We start from the raw sequence: 21271 nt of genomic DNA, 5'->3' as shown, positions 1-21271 counted from the left end.
TCGAACAAGATCAAAAAGAAATGAATAGGATACTTAGACTGACTTTTTTTGACGCACGTGATCGTTTGAACCTCGTCAAGGCACTGTTCCGCACAAAAGATGCTGAGATCTTAATAAATGAAAAGATCATAAACAGGTTACCCACAAGCAAACCATCACATACGAATCGCTTTTAAATGCGATGTATTAAATTTCATTATCTCCAATGCACCAGAGATCTGGATCGCAATCGGAATGGCGGATCATAGCCTAAATCGCACAGAAGATCCTCCCCTTCTGCACAGATTAGATCGTTTTTATCCACAGGCAACATTCAGAAAGGGAGTTTAAGCTTTTAAGCGATTTGTCCAGCGTTAAACAGCCCACAGATCCACTATTTTCAGATTTTGCGGGTGATAAAATCATCACGGATCTACACTTTATCCAGAAGGATCTTGGTTAGATCCTTGCGCTTTGATAGGGAGTCCGTATAATTTCCCACCCACGCGTTGCGCCTGAGTTCTGTTTAGTGATTTTTTTTCGTCACTTTTACAGGCCTCAAACCTATGTATCTCTTAGGGACTATTTAGGGATGCGACGGTGATTGAGGCTCACGTTAGTGAAATTCGGTTGAGCTATCTTGCGATGAGAATTGACTCAGGACTGTACAATTATTACAATCCCGCCTCTTTATATATGCGATTGAGGCGTCGGTCGTTCTCACGCCGAGTAGCCAAACGCGTTTACTGATCAGTAATTATTTAAGTTTAGGTAGAAATCGCTATGAAACGCACTTTCCAACCGTCCGTATTGAAACGTAACCGTTCACACGGTTTCCGTGCTCGTATGGCAACCAAAAATGGTCGTCTGGTTCTGGCCCGCCGTCGTGCGAAAGGCCGTACTCGTCTGACCGTTTCTAAGTAATAAAGCTAACCCTCTGTGGTTAAGCTAGCATTTCCTAGGGAGTTACGTTTGTTAACTCCCAATCATTTCAATTTCGTCTTCCAGCAACCGCAACGAGCCGGCACTCCTCAAATTACCATACTCGGCCGTATGAACACGCTGGGGCATCCCCGCATCGGTCTTACAGTCGCCAAAAAATATGTCAAGCGTGCGCATGAGCGTAACCGGATCAAACGTCTAACGCGTGAGAGCTTCCGTTTAAGCCAACATTCGCTGCCTGCCATGGATTTTGTGGTAATTGCTAAAAAAGGGGTTCAGGAGCTCGATAATCGGGCGCTGACAGAGATTTTGGAAAAGTTATGGCGTCGTCATTGTCGGCAAGCTCGCGTATCCTAATAAAGCTGATACGCGGGTATCAGCTTTTCATTAGTCCGCTGCTCGGACCGCATTGTCGTTTCAGACCAACCTGCTCACAGTACGGAATTGAGGCATTGAGCAGGTTTGGGATGATAAAAGGCAGTTGGTTGACACTGAAACGCGTATTAAAATGCCACCCATTGAACCCAGGTGGTGATGATCCCGTGCCGCCGAAAACTGACGATAACAGAGAACATTAAGATGGATTCGCAACGCAATCTACTCCTCATCGCTCTGCTGTTCGTGTCTTTCATGATCTGGCAAGCATGGCAAACGGATAACAATCCGCAGCCAACCGCTCAGACCGCAGGACAGACCGCGAACACCACGACAGCCGATGCATCTAGCCAGGCTGTGCCAGAAAGTGGCCAGGGTAAACTGATTACGGTTAAGACTGATGTGCTGTCTTTGACCATTAACACCCGTGGTGGTGATATCGAACAGGCTAACCTGTTGGCGTATCCAGCTACTTTAGGTTCTGACCAGCCTTTCCAGCTGTTAGAAACTACACCAAACTTCATCTATCAGGCTCAAAGCGGCCTGACAGGTAAAAATGGTCCAGACAATCCAGCTAACGGTGACCGTCCTCTGTACGCCGCCGATCAAACCAGCTTCGAACTGGTCAATGGTCAGGACGAGCTGCGTATTCCTTTGACGTACACGGCGAAAGACGGCGTGGTCTATACCAAGACCTTCGTTCTTAAACGCGGTGACTACGCCATTGGCGTGGACTACAAAGTTAAGAACGCCAGCGCACAGCCGTTGGATCTGACTCTGTTCGGTCAGTTGAAGCAGTCTATTGACCTGCCAAAACACAAAGATACAGGCAGCAGCAACTTTGCTCTGCACACCTTCCGTGGTGCGGCATACTCTTCAAGCGATGATAAATATCAGAAGTACGCGTTTGATAAAGACCCGCTGAATATCACCACTAAAGGCGGTTGGGTTGCCATGTTGCAGCAGTACTTTGCAACCGCATGGATCCCAGAGACAAACGGTACTAACCAGTTCTATACCGCTAATCTGGGTAACGGACTATCGACGATTGGCTTTAAAGCCGAGCCTGTCGTTGTTGCTCCGGGTACTGAGAAAAACTTGAACGCAACCCTGTGGGTTGGTCCTGAAATCCAGAGTGATATGGCTGCCGTGGCACCACACTTGGACTTGACCGTAGACTACGGATGGTTGTGGTTCATTTCTCAGCCACTGTTTAAGCTACTGCAGTTCATCCACAGCTTTATCGGTAACTGGGGCTTCTCGATTATCGTTATCACCTTCATCGTTCGTGGCATCATGTACCCGCTGACTAAAGCGCAGTACACCTCCATGGCGAAAATGCGCATGCTGCAGCCGAAACTGGCCGCAATGCGTGAGCGTATTGGTGACGACAAACAGCGCATGAGCCAAGAAATGATGGCGCTGTACAAGTCAGAGAAAGTTAACCCGCTGGGTGGTTGTCTCCCACTAGTGATTCAGATGCCTATCTTCCTGGCACTGTATTACATGCTGATGGGCTCGGTGGAACTGCGTCAAGCGCCGTTCGCACTGTGGATCCATGACTTAGCCGCACAAGACCCGTACTACATCTTGCCAATTCTGATGGGTATCACGATGTTCTTCATTCAGAAGATGTCGCCAACCACAGTAACTGACCCGATGCAGCAGAAGATCATGACCTTTATGCCGGTCATCTTCACGGTGTTCTTCTTGTGGTTCCCATCAGGTCTGGTGCTGTACTATATCGTCAGCAACCTGGTGACCATCCTCCAGCAACAGCTGATCTACCGTGGTCTTGAGAAACGTGGCCTACACAGCCGCGACAAGAAAAAATCATAATCCACGCGATGATATGAGTTGAGTAAGGCGGTCAATTGACCGCCTTTTTTTATGCCCTGTTTTATGACCTCATTGACCTATCGTCGTCTCAGCATGAAGGTCTATGGTGGGTACGTATTTCAATTTAGTAACGAGAGAGTATGACTATGAGCCAATCCGACACCATCGTTGCCCAAGCAACCCCTCCGGGACGCGGCGGCGTAGGCATTCTGCGCGTATCAGGACGTCAGGCTAAAGAAGTCGCTATGGCATTGCTGGGTAAATTACCTAAGCCACGCTATGCAGATTATCTACCGTTTAAAGATACCGATGGCAGCGTGCTGGATCAGGGGATCGCGTTGTACTTCCCCGGGCCAAACTCTTTCACCGGTGAAGACGTTCTTGAACTGCAAGGCCATGGTGGCCCCGTTATCCTCGATCTGCTACTAAAACGCATTCTACAGATGCCAGAAGTTCGCATTGCCCGCCCGGGAGAGTTCTCTGAGCGCGCATTTCTCAATGACAAACTCGATTTAGCGCAGGCCGAAGCCATTGCCGACCTCATCGATGCTAGCTCCGAACAGGCTGCCCGCTCGGCGGTAAATTCACTTCAAGGCGCATTTTCCAATCGCGTTAATCAGCTGGTAGAAGCGCTAACTCATCTGCGTATCTTTGTTGAAGCCGCTATCGACTTCCCCGATGAAGAGATCGATTTTCTCTCAGACGGTAAAATTGAAGCGCAGTTAAACGGCGTTATGGGAGAGCTGCAGGCCGTGCGTGCCGAAGCGCGTCAGGGAAGTTTGCTGCGTGAAGGGATGAAGGTGGTGATCGCTGGCCGCCCGAACGCCGGTAAATCCAGCCTGCTAAACGCACTGGCGGGACGCGAAGCTGCTATCGTCACCGACATCGCGGGTACCACGCGTGACGTCCTACGTGAACACATTCATATTGACGGCATGCCGCTACACATCATTGATACCGCAGGCTTGCGCGAAGCCAGCGATGAAGTTGAACGCATCGGTATCGAACGTGCATGGAATGAGATCGAACAAGCCGACCGCGTACTATTCATGGTTGATGGCACCACAACTGACGCGATTGAACCTGCCAGCATCTGGCCTGAGTTTATGGCTCGTTTGCCAAAAACGTTGCCAATCACCGTTGTTCGCAACAAAGCCGATATGACCGGAGAAGCTCTGGGGCTCAGCGAAGTAAATGGTTACTCACTTATTAGGCTCTCTGCACGAACCGGTGAAGGCATCGATGTCCTGCGCGACCATCTCAAGCAGAGCATGGGCTTTACAAGCAACATGGAAGGTGGCTTCTTAGCTCGTCGCCGTCACCTTCAGGCGCTTGAAACCGCCGCAGAACACCTTGAACAGGGCAAGGAACAGCTTGTAAGTGCTTATGCAGGTGAATTACTTGCTGAAGAGCTGCGTCTTGCTCAGCAGGCGCTTAGTGAGATTACCGGCGAGTTCACCTCAGATGATTTGCTGGGCCGCATTTTCTCTAGTTTCTGCATTGGTAAGTGATCACTTCTGTTCAAAAACCCGCCATTGGCGGGTTTTATTTTTTCGCAAACCGCTTACTGAAAACCCTACGGGTTATCTGTGTCAAAACAAACAACAGCAGGCCGCACAAGACGAGTTTTAGCGTTACATTTAGCGTAATCCCATTTTCAGCCAGTTCACTGGCCATAAACGTGAATATGAACGTTCCCGGCAGAATGGTTAAACAGGAAACGACGCTGTAGCGCCAAAAAGATATCGCCGTTAACCCATAGGCATAGTTTTGAATATTGTAGGGAAAAAGCGGAATCAAGCGGGTAAAAATCAAAAAATCCACGCCATAGCGCTGAATACCTCGCTCAATCTGCTCAAATTTTTGATTTCCACCAAAGCGGTGTAATAGCCAAGCACGGCCTAAATATCTGGCGACTAAAAATGAGAGCGAAGAAGCCAGAGTAGCGGCAAATAATGAGATGATCGTTCCGTAAAACACCCCGAAAACGACACCTCCGGCGATGACTAACACGCTTCCTGGGAATAGGAAGAGTGAAGTGATAACAAACAAGAGAATATAAGCCAAAACCCCCCACCAGCCATGCGAACTCACCCACTGTTGTAACGACTCAACGTGCGATAACACGTCAGCTAGGGGGCTGTTATGTAAAAGGATAATCAGAGCCAGCAAAACCAGCAGGCCAATCCCTCGTTTAAGACTTCTTTTGCATCACCATTCCAACCCCTTGTTCTACTTGATATTTACCTACATATAATCGTTTAAGGTCATAGTCTGCGTCAAATTTATCAGCGAAATCAGTGCGCTGTTGCACAGTTCATACAAAATCGAGTTACTAAATATTCGACGAAGATAAATAATCTCATGAGCAAAAAAAGCTTACGCTATAGTTAGTACGTTACGTATATACCCTAAATAATTCGAGCTGCACTGAGGCGACAAGTCACGCAGCCAATAAAAATGCAGCTTGAAATATCACGGGTATATCCACCAATTCATCCGTAAATCAGGGAGCGACTATGGATAATCATTTTGCTTGGTGGTATCTATCCAACCAAGCTTTAAACGTGCATCGTCTCACCGACGATCTGATCACCACCTCGCTTCACTACTCGCCTAAACGCCGTGAACGTTTTTTGCATGGCCGAGCATTGCTTGCTGAGCTCATGTTTCAGCTTTATGGCTATGAAAAATTACCGCGCTTGGCCGTTGCGCCCAGCGGAAGGCCGTGCTTTGTTGATCCAACACTTCCCGACTTTAGCTTGGGGTACGCGGGTAGCGTCATCGCATTGATGCTTGGCACCAACGGGAAAGTCGGTATGGACGTCGAAATTATCCGAGCGCGTCAGGGCGGCTTTATTCATCTTCAGCAACAGTATATTACCAGCGGCGAAAAAATTTGGATCGATGGGCAAGCCGATCGCTTGGAAGCAACAACTCAGCTTTGGGCTATCCGTGAATCGGTTCTTAAGATCTCAGGGCTGGGTACCAGCGGTTTGCAAACGCTACGCCTTTTACCGGGCGCAGGAAAACTGCGCTCAACGGTCACACCGCAGGTCGAAACCATTAGCGCGATACAAGGTGAGATCGCGTGGGCATGCAGTAAATCACCCACGTTGGGACAGCTTAATTATTGGTTGATGGATCAAGAAGAAAACCAGCTGGTCAATATCACCGCAGAGAAGCAGGCTGAGTTAAAAGAGTCCGCATCCTATTTGCGCTTTACCAGCAACACGCCAATACAAACGGCTTAAATGATAAGTCTGATAACAACTTATCTACTCTATGATTGATTATTGATCTAAGATGAGTTCTACATATCCGGTTATATTACATCAAGAAATGGAGAACTTATGTCAGATAAACCACTGAAAATTGTCACTTTACTCGGTAGCCTACGTAAAGGTTCCTACAATGGGATCGTCGCCAATGCGCTACCGGGCTTAGCGCCTGAAGGCGTAACCATTGAAGCATTACCATCCATTCGCGATATCCCTCTCTATGACGCAGATCGCCAACAGGATGAAGGCTTCCCTGCTCAAATTGAGGCGATTGCCGAGCAAATTCGTCAGGCTGATGGCGTTATCATCGTCACCCCTGAATATAACTATTCTGTTCCAGGTGGTCTGAAAAACGCTATCGATTGGATCTCTCGTCTGCCAAATCAGCCGTTAGCTGGAAAGCCTGTGGCGATCCAAACCAGCTCAATGGGCCCAGTTGGCGGTGCGCGCTGCCAATACCATCTGCGCCAGATTTTGGTGTTCTTAGACTGTCAGGTGATGAACAAACCTGAGTTTATGGGTGGCGTGATCCAGAGCAAAGTGGATGAGCAGAAGGGCACGTTAACGGATACGTCAACCATTGAGTTCTTAGGCAAACAGCTATCTGCATTTGCAGATTATGTGCGCCGCGTCGGTTGATAGAGAAGTGATTGATAGAAAAGTGAATGGGTAAGCAGAACTAAAAAGCCCCTTCCCAGCCTCTCTCTTCTCAGGGAGAGGCTAATCCCAGCAAACGGGATCTTCTGAGGGGCTTACTTCAAGCGCGATTAATGCGCATCAACAAATACAATCTTCAGCACAAACAGCAGCGCCACAATCACCACGCATGGGCTAATTTCACGCCAGCGGCCGGTGCCTAACTTCATGATGCAATAAGAGATAAAGCCAAGCGCGATACCTTCCGTGATCGAGAAGCTAAACGGCATCATGACCGCAGTGATAAACGCCGGTACAGCTTCAGTCAAATCATCCCACTTCACGCGAGACAGGCTAGACGTCATCAATACGCCCACATAAATCAGCGCGCCTGCCGCAGCATAAGCAGGAACCATTCCCGCCAGCGGCGAAAGGAAAATCACCAGCAGGAACAGAATGCCGACGACTACCGCAGTTAAGCCTGTACGGCCCCCCACGGAAACACCTGAGGTACTCTCGATATAGGCCGTCACCGAAGACGTACCAATGAAAGAACCAACAACAGAGCTGATGCTATCGACATACAGCGCCTGTTTCATGCGTGGGAATTTACCGCTCTTATCCGCCAGCCCAGCTTTATCAGTTACACCAATCAATGTGCCAGAAGAGTCGAACAGGTTTACCAGCATGAAGGAGAAAATCACGCCCGCCAGACCAATATTTAACGCGCCAGATAAATCAACCTGACCCACGACGCTGGTAATATTCGGCGGCATGGAGAACAAACCGGAATACTGCACATCACCCAGCGCCCAGCCGATAAGCGTGGTCACCACGATGGAAACCAATACGGCGGCATGGAAGCTACGAGAGGACAAAATCGCGATGATAAAGAAACCCAAAGCGCCCAGCAGAACGCTATGCGAGGTCAGGTTTCCAACCGCAACCAACGTATCTTTGTTTGGCACAACGATTCCGGCATTTTTCAGACCCATCATCGCGATAAACAAACCAATACCGCTGGTGATACCCACGCGCAGGCTCATCGGGATATTCGCAATCATCCAGTAACGGATGCGGAAGATGGTCAGCAACAATAGGCCAACGGCACCCCAGAAAATAGCGCCCATACCAACCTGCCATGTCAGCCCCATAGCGCCAACAACAACAAAGGCAAAGAAGGCATTCAGCCCCATAGCAGGAGCCAGCGCGACCGGTAAGTTAGCCAGCAGCCCCATGAAAATACTACCGAAAGCAGCGATCAGACAGGTGGTAACGAATACAGCCTGTGTATCCATACCTGCAGCGCCGAGGATTTGCGGGTTGACGAAAACGATATACACCATGGTCAAAAACGTGGTGATACCGGCGATCACCTCAGTCCTTGCGGTGGTGCCATGCTCCTGCAATTTGAAGACACGCTCAAACAGCCCCTGCCCTTGAGCAGAGTTTGAAGTTGAATTATTCATTCTATTAAATCCGGATGGATATTGGCTTTGGGAGAGTATCCTATACCAAAAGCGCTAAATAATGATCCCCGTCACACAGATTTCTAGATGTTTTTTTACTCGTCATTTTAGTGAGCGGTGTCACGTAGACCTATTTAGGCTCTCATATAATGCGTTTATATAGATAAAAAAATATTAATATCAATATGATAAAAACAATTTCAAGGAACGTGAATTAACATGGAAGGGATAAATAATAAGCATACGCAATCGCTTTCGCGTGAAGAAATGATCCGCCTTCTGGCCGTTTCACGCGGCGATGAGGCCGCTGACTGCATTATTGACAATGTTCGTATCCTCGATCTGATAAACGGTGGCGAACTGCTGGGTCCTATTGTCATTTGTGGTGCAAATATTGCGGGCATCGGTCCTGCCTATGCCGGTGCTGTAGCTCATCGCAGAATTGACGCCAATAATGCTATTGCAGTACCGGGATTTATTGATTCCCACCTGCATATTGAATCTAGCATGATGACGCCAATAACGTTTGAAAGCGCAACGTTACCATTGGGTGTGACCAGCATCGTCTGCGACCCGCACGAGATTGTGAACGTGATGGGTAAACAAGGGTTGGAATGGTTTTTGCGCTGTGCGGAGCAGGCGCAACAAAATCAGTTCGTGCAAATTAGCTCATGCGTGCCCGCGCTGGCCGGTAGCGACATCAACGGAGCCGAGTTTCCCTTAGATGAAATGCTGAAATACCGCGATCACTCGCATGTCCTTGGGCTGGCAGAAATGATGAACTTTCCCGGCGTGATTGCTGGGGACAGCGACATCATGGACAAGCTGGATGCCTTTCGCCATTTAACCCTTGATGGCCACAGCCCCATGTTAAGCGGCAAAGACCTTAACGGGTATCTGGCGGCTGGCGTAGAAAACTGCCACGAAACACTCATGCTACAAGAAGGGCGCGAAAAACTGTCTCTGGGGATGGCGCTCATGATGCGAGAGGGCTCCGCTGCACGCAATCTAGATACGCTAGCGCCGCTGATTACTGAATTTAGTAGCCCACAATGCATGCTCTGTACTGACGATCGCAACCCGTGGGAGATTGCGCATGAAGGCCATATCAACGCCCTCATTCATCGCCTAATCAATCAGCACAACATACCGGCTCATGTTGCCTACCGCGTCGCAAGCTGGTCTCCGGCACGGCATTTCGGCTTAAAACGTCTGGGGCTTATTGCTCCAGGCAAAAGAGCGGATATCGTTTTACTCAATGATGTGCAGCAGGTTGAAATTCAGCAGGTGATTGCTGGAGGAAAACGGGTTGATGCCCAACAACTCACCGCCACGATCGAACAGCGTTATCAGCAAACTCAGCCACCAACACAAAATACAATTCAACGCACGCCGGTTGATGAATCTGCGCTTACGCTTCCATTGGAAAGCGGGGAACGCTATCGGGCAATACAGGTGATCCCAAATGAACTGATTACCTGCGAGCTTCCCGTTATTTGGCAGGGCGAGCGTTTCGATCACGATGATGTCTGCAAAATTGCGGTCATGGAACGCTACGGTCATCAAAAACCGCCCGCCTTAGGTTTGCTACAAAACTTTGGCCTTAAACGCGGAGCCATGGCGGCAACCGTAAGCCATGATAGCCACAACATCGTGGTGATCGGTCATCATGCGCGCGATATGGCTATCGCCGTTAACCAGTTGATTTCACAAGGTGGCGGCTTATGCGTCGCCGATGAGGGCGAGGTAAAAAGTCACCTTTCGCTGCCTATTGCAGGCTTGATGAGTGACAAACCGGCAGCAGAGATCGCTGACGATATCACCCATCTGAAAAATGCCTGCCGCCGCTGTGGCGTGACGCTAAATGAGCCGTTTATTCAGATGGCGTTTTTATCTTTGCCGGTCATTCCTTCACTGAAATTAACCAGCTTAGGGTTGTTTGACGTCGATCGCTTCGCATTTACTGAGACTCGCTTTTCTGTCTTAAGCGATTAAACTGGGCACTGGTTTATCTCTGACGACGGCAGCGCTAGGCTGCCGCTTGCCATGAAAAACAAGGAAGCCCAATGACATCTATTAATTGTATTTTCTTCGACTGTGACGGCACGCTGGTTGATAGCGAATATCTGTGCAGCAAAGCTTACGTTCATATGTTCGCCCATTACGGTGTACATCTGTCATTGGATCGCGTTTTCAAGGAATTCAAAGGCGTTAAGCTCTACGAGATCATCGAGCGCATCAAACAAGAACATGCTTTCGAGTCCGATCGTGATGAAATGGAGCAAATTTACCGCGACGAAGTCGCTCGCCTCTTTACCACTGAGTTGAAGCCGATTCCCCATGCAGAATCGTTGCTGTCACAGATAACAGTGCCGATGTGCACCACGTCCAATGGACCGGTCAGCAAAATGCAGAACTCATTGGGCTCAACGGGAATGCTGGACTATTTTGGTGACCGACTCTACAGCGGCTACGATATTCAGAGCTGGAAGCCCGACCCTGACCTGATGTTCCACGCAGCCAAAGAGATGGGCGTCGATATTAAAGAGTGTATTTTAGTGGATGATTCACCATCAGGCGTGCAATCGGGTATTGCCGCCGGTATTCCGGTGTTCTACTACTGCGGCGACGCGCACAATCCGGTCATTGAGCATCCACTGGTGACCTCTTTTGACGATCTCAGCCTGCTACCAGAGCTATGGCGTGAGCGTGGTTGGTCGCTGACCAAATAGTTTTAGCTTGCCGGTAACGCAGGCTTCAACTGCCACCAGCGGCGTTTTACTACGATATTTTGCGACGTAAAACGCCGACTTAGCTGGTTTGCTGCCACATCTAACGCAAGGCACATTACAAAATAGACACCTGCCACAAACATAAACACTTCCATCGGATACACCATGCTGCGGTTATTAACCTGCGTGGCGAGGAACGTCAACTCGCTCACGCCCACGATATACGCCAGCGAAGTATCCTTAATTAATGAAATCCATTGATTGATAAATGATGGCACCATCATGCGCAGTGCCTGAGGCAACACCACATTGCCCAAAACCTGCCAGCGATTTAACCCCAGAGAAAGCCCAGCCTGCCATTGTCCACGCCCTACAGCGTGTATCCCAGCCGCAACGGCATGAGCCAGATAGGCTGAGGCGATCAATGCTAGCGCGCAAACCACCGTGGTGATCTCGGGGATATCAACGCCAAAGACGATCGGGAGAAGGAAGTAAGTCCAGAAGATCAGCATGATAACCGGAATAGCGCGGAAAAAACCCAGCACCGTTGCTAAGGCAGCACCCAGCCAACCCCGCGACATCGCCAAGCAAATCCCCAGCAGCGTGCCCAACACGGCAGAAATCAGCCCGGCAATCAGGCTCATTACCAGCGTTAACGCGGCACCGCCTAAGGGGCCATCGGGAAATTGCCCCCACAGCAGATAGCTGAGGTTATCGTGAATAACGGTGAAATCCATTCTAATAGCGCTCCTGCATCCGACGACGCTGCTGGTACCACATGCCCCAACCTTCCATCAGCGCAATAATTAATACGTACAGTAGGGTCGCAACGCCAAACGCTTGGAATGTTTTTAGCGTTTCGGTCTCAACCTGCCGTGAAGCATACGAAAGCTCCGCCACACCGATAGCCATGGTTAACGAAGAGTTCTTGATGATATTCATGTACTGCCCTAATAGCGGCGGCATAGCAATCTTTACCGCCTGCGGCAGTACGACATAACGCATGCTCTGCCAAAGGCTAAGTCCTAGCGCCTGCGAGGCCTGTTTTTGCCCGCTTGCCACACCGCGAATTCCTGCGCGGATCTCTTCAGAAATAAACGCTGCGGAATACAGCGTCAGGCCAACTAAACCGGCCAAAAACTCAAACGACGGCCATGCGAGAGTCCATCCACCAATCACCCATTCATGCGGCGTATTTAGCCACTGCATCACAACGGACGGTAGAAGCTGTCCCGCACCGAAGTACCAGAAAAAGAGCTGAACCAGCAGCGGCGTGTTGCGGAAAACCGAGCTGTAGGCCACAACCGGCAAACTCAGCCAACGCTGTGGACTATCACGCAACGCCGCTAATATCAGGCCAAGCAAGGTAGCAAGAACGACCGTACACGCTGATATAGCCAGCGTAATCAGAAACCCAGACCACAGCCAATGCAGATACTGCGGTGCCAGAATTACATCGTAAAAAGATTGTCCGTTCATCATGCTCACCGATCGCGATATTCCCAAACCACTTGGAATAGCTGCCTCGATAACAGCTATTCCAAGTCATACGGGAAATGCGACCACGCCTAGACACAGCAGCGCGGCCGCACTTATTCAGAATGGATTAGGACTTGCTGATATCAACAGGGCCAATTTTAAAATCACCACGTGGCTGGGCAGATTTTGTTTCTGGGCCAAACCAGCGATCGTAAATTTTCTCAGCCTGACCATCTTTCTCCAGACCTTCCAACACGGTATTCACTTTAGTCGTCAGACGATCTTCGCCTTTTGGCAAACCAATGCCTTGATACTCTTTGGTGATGCTGAAAGGTGAGATTTCAAAATCAGCTTTTGCTGCTTCCGGCACGTTGGCTAACAGCCCGACCAGTTTGGCATCGTCTTGGGTAATCGCCTGAACGTTGCCGTTTCTCAGTGCGGCAAACGCCAGCGGCGTGTCATCGTAGGAGATCACTTTAGCGGTTGGATATTTATCGCGTAGCGTAATTTCCTGCACGGTGCCTTTATCAGCGCCGATACGCAGCTTGGCGATATCGTCAGGCTCTTTCAGCACGCCTTTGTGGGCAATGAATTTTTGTCCCGTACGGAAATACGGCACGCTGAAATTCACCTCTTTGGCGCGCTCTGGCGTAATGGTGAAGTTCGCTGCGATCAAATCGACTTTTTTAGACGCTAATAGTGGAATTCGGTTAGCAGGGTTGGTAGCACGCAGTTCAACTTTCACGCCCAACGCTTTACCGATGGCATCGGCAACGTCTACGTCATAACCCACCAGCTTTTTGGTTTGTGGATCGACATAACCAAACGGCGGATTGCTATCAAAAACGGCGATACGCACAACGCCAGCCTTTTGAATATCATCGAGTTTATCGGCATGAGCCAAACCAGAAACAGCGGAAAGGCTGGCTAACAAGGACAGAACGAGAACGCGTTGCTTCATGGAAAAGCTCCTAAAGGTATTGTGCCCAGAAGTATGTTTTTGCGGCTTTATTTTTAGCGACAGGATTAAATTACGCTTAACCCACATAGAACTGGAAATACTATTAGAGGATATGGATAGATGAATTTGTTGTAAGAGGGTGAGGTTTTAGTCTGGTTAAGAAGCCGTCTATGATGGAACAGTGAAAGGTTTCGTCCGCCAGTCAGCATGAGTACTTCCATGAAGCCACTGGCGTCGGCGTCCGATGAGAGTCCCGTTACGCGGGGACTCTCAACGCGCGCGCTTTTTACCGCGCCGTTTGCCCGACCGGTCTCGGAGCGTACATCCTGTACGCCCTCGACCTGCCACCAGCATCCCTGCTGGCGGCTCTAAAATGCATTTCATCTAACACGTAAAAGACAAAAGAAGTTTTTGTCTTTTTGTTTTTTCAATTAGTGAAGACTTGGTTTTGACATTGACCTTTTCCGGCACGTTACCGAGCAGCCGAGTGAATCATGTAGGTTAGGATTCGGCGACAGGGATGTCGCCGAAAGAACGGAGGAGCCAGGATGGCGATTGCCGTTCGTTCCGTTAAAACCGAAATGATGAAATGAGGGCACCCGCGCAGCGGGCTGTCGAGGTGGTGCCAAGCCGAGGCGTCGGAGGGCGGCGATTGAGCCCTCCGACACGGACGCGAACGCTGACATTACATATCAATGCAACGCTTCAAAGCGGACGTAACCCGACACTTCGGCATAAACAGGCGAACGAAACCTTACACAGCAGTTCGACCCCACCTTACATCAAGTCGGCTTATTCCCATCCTTCGCCAACAGCTGATCCAACTCATCACCGCCAAGGTGACGGAAATCCTGCCCTTTAACGAAGTAGAAAATAAACTCACAGATATTCTGGCAGCGGTCGCCAATACGCTCAATGGAACGCGCACAGAACAGCGCGGTGAGAACGCTTGGAATGGTGCGCGTGTCTTCCATCATGTAGGTCATCAGCTGGCGAACAATGCCTTCATATTCCTGATCGACCTTTTTATCTTCACGATAAATACGCACCGCTTCGTCCAGATCCATGCGGGCGAATGCATCCAGCACGTCATGCAGCATCTGTACGGTGTGGCGACCCAGAGATTCTAGGCTAACCAACAGCGGTTGATGCTGATGCGAGAACTTCTCTAACGCCGTACGGCAAATTTTATCGGCTACATCACCAATACGCTCCAGTTCGGAGATCGTTTTGATGATCGCCATGACCAAACGTAAATCACTGGCGGTGGGCTGACGCTTAGCGATGATCTTCACGCAGGCCTCATCAATCGCCACTTCCATCATGTTAACTTTTTTATCGCCTTCAATAACGCGTTTTGCCAGCTCACCGTCTTGGTTGTGCATAGCGGTAATCGCATCTGAAAGCTGCTGTTCAACCATCCCACCCATGGTCATCACCTGAGTGCGGATGTGCTCCAGCTCGGCGTTAAACTGACCGGAAATATGTTTGTTTAGGTTTAAATTATCCATGATAAGTCCCGTAATCAGCCGTAACGGCCAGTGATGTAATCTTCCGTTTGCTTCTGCGCCGGAGAGGTAAACAGGGTGTCAGTATCGCTAAATTCAATCAGTTCGCCCAGATACATAAACGCGGTATGGTCTGAACAACGGGCAGCCTGCTGCATGTTATGCGTTACGATCACCACCGTGTAGTCTTCTTTCAGTTCGGTGATCAGCTCTTCAATCTTGCTGGTGGAAATCGGGTCCAGCGCTGAGCAAGGCTCATCGAGCAATAACACTTCAGGGCGAATAGCAATTCCACGCGCAATACACAAACGCTGCTGCTGTCCACCAGACAGGCTGTAGCCGCTCTGATGAAGTTTATCTTTTGATTCGTTCCACAGCGCCGCTTTGGTTAATGCCCACTGGACGCGCTCATCCATCTCGGCACGCGACAGCTTTTCAAACAAACGCACGCCAAAGGCGATGTTATCGTAAATTGACATCGGGAAAGGCGTTGGCTTTTGGAATACCATGCCTACTTTGGCACGCAGCAGGGCGATATCTGAGTTATCAGTCAGAATATTGTGTCCATCAAGCAGGATTTCACCCTCTGCGCGCTGCTCAGGATAGAGCTGGAACATTTTGTTAAAGGTGCGCAGCAATGTAGATTTACCGCAGCCTGACGGGCCGATAAACGCCGTCACCTTGTTCTTTTCGATATCCAGCGAAATATTCTTCAGCGCATGGAACTTGCCGTAGTAGAAGTTAAGATCGCGAACCTGGATTTTGCTGTTGGTCGTGTCTGTAACAATACTCATCTCTAATCTCTCTTTTTCACGACGCTGCTTTTCTTACCGATAAGCAACGCCTGCAATAATTAATGCTTTTTGTTAGCGCTTCTTCTGAGCAAAAACGACGCGCGCCAGAATGTTCAGCAGCAGAACACATAGGGTAATCAGTAATACCCCAGCCCAAGCCAGCTCTTGCCACTCGGCAAACGGGCTCATTGCAAACTTAAATATGGTGACCGGAAGGTTGGCAATCGGCTGCGACATATCGGTGCTCCAAAACTGGTTGGAGAGCGATGTAAACAGCAGCGGTGCGGTTTCACCGGCAATACGCGCAATCGCTAACAGCACGCCGGTTATGATGCCGGACACCGATGCTTTCAACGTGATAGCAGAAATCATCTTCCATTTTGGTGTTCCCAGCGCATAGGCCGCTTCACGCAGGCTATCGGGCACCAGTTTCAGCATATTTTCAGTAGTACGAATAACGATAGGGATCTGCAACAGCGCCAGCGCAATCACTCCCGCCCAGCCGGAGAAGTGCTGCATCTTGGCAACCACGATGGTGTAAACAAACAGCCCAACCACAATAGACGGCGCAGAGAGCAAGATGTCATTAATAAAGCGGATAAAATTCGCCAACCATCCTTTGCGACCATACTCAGCTAAATAGATACCGGCCATAATTCCGAGCGGAGTACCAATCACCGTCGCCCATAGAATGAGCAAGCCAGAACCGGCAATGGCGTTAGCCAAACCGCCACATTCACTGTTTGGAGGAGGCGTCATTTCGGTGAACAGCGCGATAGACATGCCATCAACGCCTTTCGTGATCGTCGAAAATAAAATCCACACCAGCCAGAACAGCCCAAAGGCCATCGTGACCATAGACAAAAACAGCGCAATGCGGTTTTTCTGACGACGCCACGCCTGCATTTTTCGGCGTGAACTGGCTAAAGCCTGTGCGTCATTCGTATCAATCATCGCCATCTTAACGTCCCTCATTCTTATCAAGACGTAAAATCATCAGCTTGGACAACGCCAACACAATGAACGTGATAACAAACAGGATCAGACCTAACTCCATCAGCGCCGCCGTATGCAGACCTGACTCGGCCTCAGCAAATTCATTCGCCAACGCAGAAGTAATGCTGTTCCCTGGCATAAACAGCGAAGCGCTGTCGAGCTGGTAGGTATTACCAATGACGAAAGTCACCGCCATGGTTTCGCCCAGCGCGCGCCCTAACCCCAGCATGATGCCGCCGATCACCCCATTTTTGGTGAACGGAAGAACAATGCGGCTCATCACTTCCCACGTCGTACAGCCAATGCCGTAGGCAGATTCTTTCATCATCACCGGCGTTTGCTCAAAAACGTCACGCATTACGGCGGCAATATAAGGAATGATCATGATGGCAAGAATCACACCGGCAGCCAAAATACCGATACCAAACGCAGGGCCAGCAAAGAGGTCACCCACAATCGGAATACCGGAAAGCACATCACCCACCGGGGTTTGGAAATATTCGGCAAACAGCGGAGCAAAAACAAACAGGCCCCACATGCCATAAACAATGCTCGGAATAGCGGCCAATAGCTCAATCGCAACACCCAGCGGACGGCGCAGCCAGTTTGGCGCGAGTTCGGTCAGGAACAACGCAATCCCAAAGCTCACCGGAACGGCTATCACCAAGGCGATGATAGAGGTGACGATCGTGCCGTAAATCGGCACCAACGCACCAAACTGCTCCGCCGGTGCGTCCCACTCTTTGGACCACAGGAAAGCGAAGCCAAACTTCTGAATGCTCGGCAGCGACGCGATAAACAGCGAAACAATGATGCCGCCCAGCAACAATAGGGTAATCAGCGCTGCTAGTTTGACTAGAGCACCAAAGATAACGTCACCGTTTTTGCTCGGTGGTCTTATTTTTGATTCTTTCTTGGGCAATGAAGGCTTAGATAACGGATGATCAGCCATGTGATTCTCTTCTTAAACTAGAGTTCCGCTTCCAAAGCATCGGCTCTGGAAGCGGATGAAACATTAGTACAGCGCTTTACCTGAACTGTCTTTTACGTTGGTCTTCCATGCTGCACGGATTTGCTCAACGACAGCGTTAGGCAACGGTGCATAGTCCAAGGCGCTCGCTTCTTTGCCGCCATTTTTATAGGCCCAGTCGAAGAATTTCAGTACCGCAGCGCCCTGCTCTGGTTTCTGCTGATCTTTATGCACCAGAATGAAGGTGGTGGAGCTGATAGGCCATGCATTAGCGCCTTTCTGGTTGGTCAGGTCTTGGGCGAAGGATTTACTCCAGTCAGCGCCTTTAGCCGCGTTGCTAAAGCTCTCTTCCGTTGGCAGAACAGCGTCGCCATCCGCAGAAATCAGCTTGGTATAAGCCAGCTTGCTTTGCTTAACGTAAGCGTACTCAACGTAGCCAATAGAACCTGGCAGACGCTGGATGAACGCAGCAACGCCGTCGTTACCTTTGCCGCCCAAACCGGTTGGCCAGTTAACGGTAGAACCTGCACCAACTTTAGATTTCCAATCTGCGTTTACTTTCGCCAGATAGTTGGTGAAGACGTAAGAAGTGCCAGAGCCATCAGCGCGGCGAACCACGGCAATATTAGTATCTGGTAGTTTTAAACCTGGGTTTAATTTGGTGATCGCTGGATCATTCCATTTTTTGATGTTGCCCAGATAGATATCACCCAGAGTTTTGCCATCCAGCGTCAGTTCGCCAGATTTCAATCCCGGAATATTCACCGCCAGCACCACTCCACCGATAACGGTTGGGAACTGGAACAGACCGTCTGCGGCCAGTTTTTCATCAGTCAGAGGCGCATCAGATGCACCGAAATCAACGGTGTTTGCAATAATTTGCTTAACGCCGCCGGAAGAACCAATACCTTGATAGTTAACTTTGTTACCGGTTTCTTTCTGATAGGTATCTGCCCACTTAGCATAAACAGGCGCGGGGAAAGTCGCACCGGCACCGGTCAAGCTGGTCGCAGCGAATGCAGACATTGTAGTCAGAGAGCAAGTTGCAGCAACAATGGCAGCAACAGTCTTATGGGTAACCATTTTTTTAGTGACAACCAAGGAACGCATCGGCTTCATATTCCCTCCACAGGGAGTGTTATTCATCAGCATCAGTGTGAACAATCAAGTTTAAGTATGGTGCAGGAGGGAAAATAAGGCAGTTTGATGACAGTAAAATGTATGGAATATGACAGTTTTATTACAAATGAAATGTTTGTTGGCGGAGAAAAATGAAAAAGCCCCGCGAACGGGGCTTAGAGATGGGATTACTCAACGGTTACCGATTTAGCCAGATTTCGTGGCTGATCGACATCAGTGCCTTTGATGAGCGCCACATGATACGAAAGCAGCTGAAGCGGAACGGTATAGAAGATCGGTGCAATGACCTCTTCTACGTGCGGCAGAGAAATAATGCGCATCCCTTCGCTATCGGTGAAACCAGCGTCTTTATCGGCAAAGACATACAGCAAACCGCCGCGCGCGCGAACTTCTTCAATATTGGATTTCAACTTTTCCAACAGTTCGTTGTTTGGCGCAATCACAACCACCGGCATATCGGCATCAATCAGCGCCAGTGGCCCGTGTTTGAGTTCACCAGCCGCATAGGCTTCTGCATGAATATAGGAGATCTCTTTAAGCTTCAGAGCCCCTTCCATTGCGATGGGATACTGATCGCCACGACCGAGGAATAGGGCATGCTGCTTATCCATGAAATCTTCGGCCAGTTCTTCAATGCCCTGATCCATTGATAACATCTGTTCAATACGCGCAGGCAGTGCTTGAAGGGCGTGAACGATATCGTGCTCAACCTGTTCAGGCATCGCATGCAGGCGGCCAATACGCGCCACCAGCATCAGCAAAACGGTTAACTGAGTGGTAAACGCTTTGGTTGACGCAACACCGATTTCTGTTCCCGCTTTGGTCATCAGAGCCAAATCAGATTCACGCACCAGCGACGAACTGGCTACGTTACAGATAGCCAACGAGCCTAAATAGCCAATCTCTTTGGACAAACGTAAAGCCGCTAACGTATCCGCCGTTTCACCCGACTGAGATAACGTAATGATCAGGCTGTTTTTGCGTACCGCAGACTTGCGATAGCGGAATTCAGAAGCAATCTCCACGTCACAAGGTACACCGGCCAGAGATTCAAACCAATAGCGCGCCACCATACCCGAGTGGTATGAAGTCCCACAGGCGATAATTTGGATGTGCTCAACCTTCGCCAGCAGCGTATCGGCTTTCTCACCAAGTTCACCCAGATCCACTTTGCCGTGGCTAAAACGCCCTTCAAGGGTATTTTTGATGGCTAGCGGCTGTTCGTAGATCTCTTTTTGCATGTAGTGGCGATATGCGCCTTTGTCACCCGCGTCATATTGCACGTTGGATTCAATTTCTGTGCGTTCAACGGCATTGCCTTCTTTATCAAAGATCTTCACCGTGCGGCGGGTCACTTCAGCAATATCACCCTCTTCCAAGAAGATAAAACGGCGGGTCACAGGCAACAGTGCCAGCTGATCGGAGGCAATAAAGTTTTCGCCCATCCCGCAACCAATCACCAGCGGGCTACCAGAGCGAGCGGTGACCAGTACATCGGGATGACGAGCATCCATCACGACGGTACCGTAAGCACCGCGCAGCTGTGGAATAACGCGTTGAACAACTTCTAATAGCGAACCACCTGCCTGTTGCTGCTCCCAATGGGTGAGATGCGCGATCACTTCGGTGTCAGTTTCAGACGTAAAGTGATAGCCACGCTCAATCAGCAACGCACGAAGAGATTCGTAGTTTTCGATAATACCGTTGTGTACCACGGCAATATGTTCAGAAATATGCGGGTGCGCATTATGTTCAGTGGGTTCACCGTGTGTTGCCCAGCGAGTATGCGCAATACCGGTTCCACCGGTCATTGGGCTTTCCGCTACGGCATCACTGAGAGCCTGTACCTTTCCGACGCGGCGGATACGCTGCATATGCCCCTGATGATCAACAACCGCCAGACCCGCAGAATCATAACCACGGTATTCTAAACGACGCAGACCTTCTAACAGGATTTCTGCAATATCACGCTGCGCAACTGCGCCAACAATTCCACACATAGTGTTTGATTCCTATAACAAGAACAGCCTTTCATTAGCTGTTCTGTCGATGTCCGTACGATCTGATTTGGTGCCCCGAGCCTGTAGAGATTGGGGCGATTCCCCTATGGGGATATTATTGTTTACTGCTTATTTTGTTCTGTGCCTTGATAAACAAGGCACAGTGCAAA

Annotated in this window: 20 protein-coding genes; 9 read left to right on the top strand and 11 right to left on the bottom strand. The window is 49.7% G+C overall.

Translation table 11 applies throughout. From position 1 onward, the window contains the following. Nucleotides 1-762: 762 nt before the first annotated feature. The 5 genes from rpmH (at nt 763) to mnmE (ending at nt 4646) form a co-directional block, all read left to right on the top strand. Nucleotides 763-903, top strand: a complete 141-nt coding sequence (rpmH, locus tag CPY98_RS20805; RefSeq protein ID WP_025797346.1) for a 50S ribosomal protein L34 — start codon at nt 763-765, stop codon at nt 901-903. Nucleotides 904-918: 15 nt separating this feature from the next. Beyond that, entirely contained in the window at nt 919-1278 is a 360-nt protein-coding gene (rnpA, locus tag CPY98_RS20800; protein WP_004093963.1) for a ribonuclease P protein component, read from the top strand. Further along, entirely contained in the window at nt 1242-1499 is a 258-nt protein-coding gene (gene yidD, locus CPY98_RS20795) for a membrane protein insertion efficiency factor YidD (protein ID WP_008815724.1), read from the top strand. Before rnpA ends, yidD begins: the two co-directional genes overlap by 37 nt. A 1-nt stretch (nt 1500) precedes the next feature. Then, nucleotides 1501-3135, top strand: coding sequence for a membrane protein insertase YidC (yidC, locus tag CPY98_RS20790; protein ID WP_043489972.1), 1635 nt, complete (start codon nt 1501-1503; stop codon nt 3133-3135). Between the two features lie 146 nt (nt 3136-3281). Then, nucleotides 3282-4646, top strand: coding sequence for a tRNA uridine-5-carboxymethylaminomethyl(34) synthesis GTPase MnmE (mnmE, locus tag CPY98_RS20785; protein ID WP_025797354.1), 1365 nt, complete (start codon nt 3282-3284; stop codon nt 4644-4646). 34 nt (nt 4647-4680) lie between these two features. On the opposite strand, the gene CPY98_RS20780 is transcribed toward mnmE, so the two are convergent. Then, the gene (locus CPY98_RS20780) at nt 4681-5202 is read right to left on the bottom strand and encodes a TVP38/TMEM64 family protein (protein ID WP_226930103.1); all 522 of its coding nucleotides are present in this window, start codon (nt 5200-5202) and stop codon (nt 4681-4683) included. Between the two features lie 452 nt (nt 5203-5654). Here CPY98_RS20780 and CPY98_RS20775 point away from each other — a divergent pair, with 452 nt between their 5' ends. After that, nucleotides 5655-6389 carry a 4'-phosphopantetheinyl transferase superfamily protein gene (locus CPY98_RS20775; protein ID WP_025797358.1) on the top strand — a complete coding sequence of 245 codons (735 nt, stop codon included), beginning with the start codon at nt 5655-5657 and terminating at the stop codon, nt 6387-6389. A gap of 99 nt (nt 6390-6488) precedes the next feature. Beyond that, entirely contained in the window at nt 6489-7055 is a 567-nt protein-coding gene (locus tag CPY98_RS20770) for an NADPH-dependent FMN reductase (RefSeq protein WP_040045280.1), read from the top strand. 128 nt (nt 7056-7183) lie between these two features. Here the strand turns inward: CPY98_RS20770 and CPY98_RS20765 are convergent, their stop codons facing one another. Then, nucleotides 7184-8521: an NCS2 family permease gene (locus CPY98_RS20765; RefSeq protein WP_025797361.1), complete on the bottom strand. Its 1338-nt coding sequence runs from the start codon at nt 8519-8521 to the stop codon at nt 7184-7186. 219 nt (nt 8522-8740) lie between these two features. On the opposite strand from CPY98_RS20765, the gene adeD reads away from it, so the two are divergent. Both adeD and yieH read left to right on the top strand, forming a co-directional pair. Then, nucleotides 8741-10516, top strand: coding sequence for an adenine deaminase (gene adeD / locus CPY98_RS20760; protein WP_096388695.1), 1776 nt, complete (start codon nt 8741-8743; stop codon nt 10514-10516). 71 nt (nt 10517-10587) lie between these two features. Next, nucleotides 10588-11253: a 6-phosphogluconate phosphatase gene (yieH, locus tag CPY98_RS20755; protein ID WP_043489964.1), complete on the top strand. Its 666-nt coding sequence runs from the start codon at nt 10588-10590 to the stop codon at nt 11251-11253. A gap of 2 nt (nt 11254-11255) precedes the next feature. Here yieH and CPY98_RS20750 read toward each other — a convergent pair whose 3' ends face one another. The 9 genes from CPY98_RS20750 to glmS form a co-directional block, all read right to left on the bottom strand. Continuing rightward, complete coding sequence (locus tag CPY98_RS20750; protein WP_096388694.1) at nt 11256-11990, bottom strand: amino acid ABC transporter permease; 735 nt, start codon at nt 11988-11990, stop codon at nt 11256-11258. Nucleotide 11991: 1 nt separating this feature from the next. Continuing rightward, nucleotides 11992-12732: an amino acid ABC transporter permease gene (locus CPY98_RS20745; protein ID WP_025797370.1), complete on the bottom strand. Its 741-nt coding sequence runs from the start codon at nt 12730-12732 to the stop codon at nt 11992-11994. 127 nt (nt 12733-12859) lie between these two features. After that, complete coding sequence (locus CPY98_RS20740; RefSeq protein WP_096388693.1) at nt 12860-13693, bottom strand: ABC transporter substrate-binding protein; 834 nt, start codon at nt 13691-13693, stop codon at nt 12860-12862. Nucleotides 13694-14475: 782 nt separating this feature from the next. Beyond that, complete coding sequence (gene phoU / locus CPY98_RS20735) at nt 14476-15204, bottom strand: phosphate signaling complex protein PhoU (protein WP_025797374.1); 729 nt, start codon at nt 15202-15204, stop codon at nt 14476-14478. Nucleotides 15205-15218: 14 nt separating this feature from the next. Beyond that, the gene (pstB, locus tag CPY98_RS20730; protein WP_025797376.1) at nt 15219-15995 is read right to left on the bottom strand and encodes a phosphate ABC transporter ATP-binding protein PstB; all 777 of its coding nucleotides are present in this window, start codon (nt 15993-15995) and stop codon (nt 15219-15221) included. Between the two features lie 72 nt (nt 15996-16067). Further along, nucleotides 16068-16955, bottom strand: a complete 888-nt coding sequence (gene pstA / locus CPY98_RS20725) for a phosphate ABC transporter permease PstA (RefSeq protein WP_096388692.1) — start codon at nt 16953-16955, stop codon at nt 16068-16070. Nucleotide 16956: 1 nt separating this feature from the next. Further along, complete coding sequence (gene pstC / locus CPY98_RS20720; protein ID WP_096388691.1) at nt 16957-17943, bottom strand: phosphate ABC transporter permease PstC; 987 nt, start codon at nt 17941-17943, stop codon at nt 16957-16959. A gap of 63 nt (nt 17944-18006) precedes the next feature. Then, nucleotides 18007-19044, bottom strand: coding sequence for a phosphate ABC transporter substrate-binding protein PstS (gene pstS, locus CPY98_RS20715; protein WP_172625190.1), 1038 nt, complete (start codon nt 19042-19044; stop codon nt 18007-18009). Between the two features lie 224 nt (nt 19045-19268). Next, entirely contained in the window at nt 19269-21101 is a 1833-nt protein-coding gene (gene glmS / locus CPY98_RS20710) for a glutamine--fructose-6-phosphate transaminase (isomerizing) (RefSeq protein WP_096388689.1), read from the bottom strand. Between the last annotated feature and the right edge of the window lie 170 nt (nt 21102-21271).

Origin of the sequence: Hafnia sp. CBA7124 (genome assembly GCF_002355555.1) — a bacterium.
GTDB classification, from domain to species: Bacteria; Pseudomonadota; Gammaproteobacteria; order Enterobacterales; family Enterobacteriaceae; genus Hafnia; species Hafnia alvei.
Note: the sequence above shows the minus strand (reverse complement) of the source record. Positions and strands in the feature narration are given on the sequence as shown.

Excerpts from the sequence above, each read along its gene's own strand:
- rpmH (WP_025797346.1), top strand. The coding sequence starts at position 763 with ATGAAACGCACTTTCCAACCGTCCGTATTGAAACGTAACCGTTCACAC.
- yidD (WP_008815724.1), top strand. The coding sequence starts at position 1,242 with ATGGCGTCGTCATTGTCGGCAAGCTCGCGTATCCTAATAAAGCTGATA.
- yidC (WP_043489972.1), top strand. The coding sequence starts at position 1,501 with ATGGATTCGCAACGCAATCTACTCCTCATCGCTCTGCTGTTCGTGTCT.
- mnmE (WP_025797354.1), top strand. The coding sequence starts at position 3,282 with ATGAGCCAATCCGACACCATCGTTGCCCAAGCAACCCCTCCGGGACGC.
- CPY98_RS20775 (WP_025797358.1), top strand. The coding sequence starts at position 5,655 with ATGGATAATCATTTTGCTTGGTGGTATCTATCCAACCAAGCTTTAAAC.
- CPY98_RS20770 (WP_040045280.1), top strand. The coding sequence starts at position 6,489 with ATGTCAGATAAACCACTGAAAATTGTCACTTTACTCGGTAGCCTACGT.
- CPY98_RS20765 (WP_025797361.1), bottom strand. The coding sequence starts at position 8,521 with ATGAATAATTCAACTTCAAACTCTGCTCAAGGGCAGGGGCTGTTTGAG.
- adeD (WP_096388695.1), top strand. The coding sequence starts at position 8,741 with ATGGAAGGGATAAATAATAAGCATACGCAATCGCTTTCGCGTGAAGAA.
- yieH (WP_043489964.1), top strand. The coding sequence starts at position 10,588 with ATGACATCTATTAATTGTATTTTCTTCGACTGTGACGGCACGCTGGTT.
- CPY98_RS20750 (WP_096388694.1), bottom strand. The coding sequence starts at position 11,990 with ATGGATTTCACCGTTATTCACGATAACCTCAGCTATCTGCTGTGGGGG.
- CPY98_RS20745 (WP_025797370.1), bottom strand. The coding sequence starts at position 12,732 with ATGAACGGACAATCTTTTTACGATGTAATTCTGGCACCGCAGTATCTG.
- CPY98_RS20740 (WP_096388693.1), bottom strand. The coding sequence starts at position 13,693 with ATGAAGCAACGCGTTCTCGTTCTGTCCTTGTTAGCCAGCCTTTCCGCT.
- phoU (WP_025797374.1), bottom strand. The coding sequence starts at position 15,204 with ATGGATAATTTAAACCTAAACAAACATATTTCCGGTCAGTTTAACGCC.
- pstB (WP_025797376.1), bottom strand. The coding sequence starts at position 15,995 with ATGAGTATTGTTACAGACACGACCAACAGCAAAATCCAGGTTCGCGAT.
- pstA (WP_096388692.1), bottom strand. The coding sequence starts at position 16,955 with ATGGCGATGATTGATACGAATGACGCACAGGCTTTAGCCAGTTCACGC.
- pstC (WP_096388691.1), bottom strand. The coding sequence starts at position 17,943 with ATGGCTGATCATCCGTTATCTAAGCCTTCATTGCCCAAGAAAGAATCA.
- pstS (WP_172625190.1), bottom strand. The coding sequence starts at position 19,044 with ATGGTTACCCATAAGACTGTTGCTGCCATTGTTGCTGCAACTTGCTCT.
- glmS (WP_096388689.1), bottom strand. The coding sequence starts at position 21,101 with ATGTGTGGAATTGTTGGCGCAGTTGCGCAGCGTGATATTGCAGAAATC.